Below are 3509 nucleotides of genomic sequence, written 5' to 3' on the forward strand. Positions count from 1 at the left end.
CGCCCCTGCCTCCTTCTGAGTGGTGTGGGCGTGGCCGTCGACCCGGGCGGACCGGTTCGGCCCACCGTCGGGCGGACCTGGAGCATGTCCGCGCGCAGGCCCTCCGATGGGAGGGGCCCGGCCGTGGGGGCGTGGCCCGTCAGCGGTTCCGCGCGTGGACGAACGACCGGACGGCCTCGACCACGTGTTCGACGCGGGCGTCGCTCAGGTGCGGGTACAGGGGCAGGGAGATGTTGCGGTGTGCCGCCTCCCGGGCGCGGGGCCAGTGTCCGCCGGGGCGGGCGTGGGAGGTGAAGGCCGGCTGCTCGGGCAGGATCCGCGGGTAGTAGACGTGGGTGGCGACCCCCTCGGCGGCCAGGTGGTCGCGCAGACCCTCGCGGTCCTCGCACAAGAGCGTGTAGACGTAGGGGAATCGACCGTCCCCGCCCACGGGCGGCGCGACCACACCGGCCTCCGCCAGGTCGGCGAGACGTTCGGAGTAGTACGAACAGATCGCGGTGCGGCGGTCGACCCGTTCGGTGAGCCCCGACAGACGGTGCTGTTGGAAGGCGGCCATCACCTCGTCGAAGCGACTGTTGTGGCCGACGCGGTGGTGCAGGAAGCGGTTGCGGCCGTCCTGGCCGTGGTTGCGCAACATACGCACCCGCCCGGCGAGGTCGGTGTCGTCGGTGAGGACCACGCCGCCCTCTCCCGGCATCCCGAACACCTTGACCTGCACGAAGGAGTACACACCGGCGTCGCCCCACCGGCCGGCCGGGCGACCGGCGAGTTCGCCGCCCTGGGCGAGCGCGGAGTCCTCCACGAGCCGCACCCCGGCCCTGGTGGCCAGAGCCCGCAGGCGCGGCATGTCGGCCATGACGGAGAACATGTGCGCGGGCATCAACGCCCGCGTCCGGTCGGTGATCAGGGCCTCGGCGTGCTCGGGGTCCATGGTCAGTGTGCGGGGGTCGACGTCGGCGAACACGGGGGTGGCGCCCTGGGACAGGACCGTGCTCGCCAAAGGGGCGCACCCGAAGGCGGGAACGACGACCTCGTCGCCGGGCCCGATGCCCATGGCGGAGAGGACCAGGGTGAGGGCGGAGGTCCCGCTGGAGCAGGCCACCACGTCGGAGGCCCCCAGGCGGGTGCGCAGCGCGTCCTCGAACCGTGCGGTGCGCCGCCCCAGGATGAACTTCTGTTCGGGGTCGGTGCCGACCTCGTACAGCGCCCTCAGCAGGGCTTCGCGGTCGGCTTCGAACAGGTCGGCCGCGAAGAAGGGGATGGTCCGTTCGGCGGTGACGGTCATCGCGACCTCCCTGTGAGGAAGTGTTCGATCTCGTCGCAGACCCGGTCGACGTGATCATCGGTCAGGTCGGCGTACAGCGGCAGTGCCACGGCCGACCCGCACACCGACTCGGCACGGGGCAGGTCGCCGGGGCGGTACCCCAGATCGCTGAAGCACGGTTGCAGGTGCAGTGGGCGCGGGTAGTAGACCTCGGTGTCGATGCCCGCGGCCCTCAGGTGGGCGACGAGGCCGTCGCGGTCGTCCACCTCGACGAGGTGCACGTAGACCACACGTTCCTCGCCGGGGCGGGCGGGGGCGTCACCGGGGACCGCCCGTACCCCCGGTAGTTCGCGCAACCGGTCGTCGTAGCGGCGGGAGAGCACGGCGCGGTGTTCGATGTCCGCGTCCAGGCGGGCGAGTTTGGCCAGCAGCACGGCGGCCTGGATGTCGTCCATCTTGCTGTTGCCACCGGTGACGACCGTGGGGTTGGAGATCCCCGGGAACGCGGCCAGGGTGTGCCCGGATCGGCCGTGGTGGCGCATCATCCGAGCGGTCTCGGCGATGGTGTCGTCGTCGGTGAGCAGCGCGCCGGCGTCGCCGATCGCCCCCAGTGTCTTGGCGGGGAAGAAGGAGAGCGCACCGCCGGCGCCGAGCAGGCCGGCGTGCACACCGTTCGCGCGCATACCGATGGCCTCGGCGCTGTCCTCCACCACGGTGAGCCCGTGGGCACGGGCGACGCGACCCACACCGTCCATGTCGGCGAGCCGGTCGAAGAGGTGGACGGGCATGACCATGCGGGTGCGCTCGGTGACGACCGCCTCGACGGAGTCGGGGTCGATGCCATAGCCGTGTTCCTCGATGTCGGCGAAGACGGGCACGCCGCCGGCGTGTACTACGGCGGTGGCGGTGGCGACGAACGAGTAGGCGGGGACGATCACCTCATCGCCGGGGCGCAGTCCGGCGGCGCGCAGCAAAAGCACCAGGGCGTCGGTTCCGGAATTGACGCCGACGACGTGCCGGGCACCGGTGAAATCCTCCAGGGCGCGTTCGAATTCGGCGACCATGGCGCCGTGGGAGAATTTACCGTCGTCCATGACGCGAACGCAGTTGTGCTCGATCTCCGGCCACAGTCTTCGAAAGGACTCGGACTGGTCGAAGAAGGGCACGCCCGCGCGTTCGCCGACCCTTTCTCTAGGGATCGGAGAGGAGAATGTCGTCTTCATGTCGATTGTTCCTTGAGGCGAAAGAGGGGTCCGGCCGCACGGGGCGCGGCCGGACCGGAGGGGGTCGACGCCGCGGGGGTGTCAGACGCCCAGGAGGGGGATGTCGTTCTTGCCGAGGTGGTAGTCGCGAACCGCGGCGACCAGCTCGGTGACGGTGAGGGAGCCGTCGCCGTCGGTGTCGATCTCGCGGAAGGCCTCGTCGGACTGCTCGGGGGTCAGGCCGATGGCGGAGAACCACCGCTGCATCTCCACCGGGCTGATCTCGCCGTCACCATCGGTGTCGATGATGGTCGTGATCGCCTGGATGGTCGGCTGGAGGACCTCCGAGAAGCCCGCGTCGCCCCTGCTGACGATCTCGCTCTCGGCTGCCCGGACGAAGTCCTCCTTGGACATCTCCTCGGTACCGGCGGCCTGCGCGAGCCGGTCGAACAGGCCCTGGTAGGCGGCCCTGAGGGCGGCTGCGCCGGGCGCCGAGGCGTCGACGTCGAAGCGCTCCAGGATGCCCTCGAACTCCGACTCGAAGTCCGAGCGCTCGATCACGCCGTTGCTGTTGTGGTCCCAAAGACGGAAGCGCTCTTCGAGACGGTCGTTGGCCTTGACGGCAGTCGTCATCTGCTCTCCTCAAAAGTGAATACGGGAAAACAAGGAACTCCCCCGAACGGGGAATCCAAAGGCGATTCGTAAATCGCCCCCTCAACTCGAAGCCTACCAATGGAGAGCCCCTGACAATGACCTCACAGAGGAAATCAACAGAGCTTCTTGGAATTTATATCGGACATTCTCCGACATTGTTTATGTATGGTGTGGAGAAAAGTTCGGCGACGATTCCCGCGCTCCCTTGCCGGAACACCACCGGCTCGTTCGGCAGCAACCCCAGGTCACCTCCTGTGGGCATCGGGGCGGCGTGGATCAGCACGTTGTAGTGGTTGGGCGTGTGGCAGGCGTCGAACCCCAGCACCACCCCCACCCGGCGCGGACCGATCCACACCTGGTCCCCTCGATCCACGACCCCGGCCGCGGTG

The 3509-nt window shown here is 69.2% G+C and carries 3 protein-coding genes and 1 pseudogene; all 4 read right to left on the reverse strand.

Annotated features, from left to right (window positions below; all coding sequences use genetic code 11):
• Nucleotides 1-139: 139 nt before the first annotated feature.
• Complete coding sequence (locus K8V84_RS07020) at nucleotides 140-1285, reverse strand: DegT/DnrJ/EryC1/StrS family aminotransferase (RefSeq protein ID WP_304071967.1); 1146 nt, start codon at nucleotides 1283-1285, stop codon at nucleotides 140-142.
• Nucleotides 1282-2487 carry a DegT/DnrJ/EryC1/StrS family aminotransferase gene (locus K8V84_RS07025; RefSeq protein ID WP_304071968.1) on the reverse strand — a complete coding sequence of 402 codons (1206 nt, stop codon included), beginning with the start codon at nucleotides 2485-2487 and terminating at the stop codon, nucleotides 1282-1284. Before K8V84_RS07025 ends, K8V84_RS07020 begins: the two co-directional genes overlap by 4 nt.
• Before the next feature lie 81 nt (nucleotides 2488-2568).
• A complete protein-coding gene (locus tag K8V84_RS07030) occupies nucleotides 2569-3099 on the reverse strand; it encodes an EF-hand domain-containing protein (protein ID WP_304071969.1) in 531 nt (176 codons plus the stop codon).
• Between the two features lie 154 nt (nucleotides 3100-3253).
• Nucleotides 3254-3509: pseudogene (locus tag K8V84_RS07035) on the reverse strand (hypothetical protein); the annotation flags it as partial.

Origin of the sequence: Nocardiopsis listeri, from assembly GCF_020741345.1 — a bacterium.
GTDB lineage: Bacteria > Actinomycetota > Actinomycetes > Streptosporangiales > Streptosporangiaceae > Nocardiopsis > Nocardiopsis listeri_A.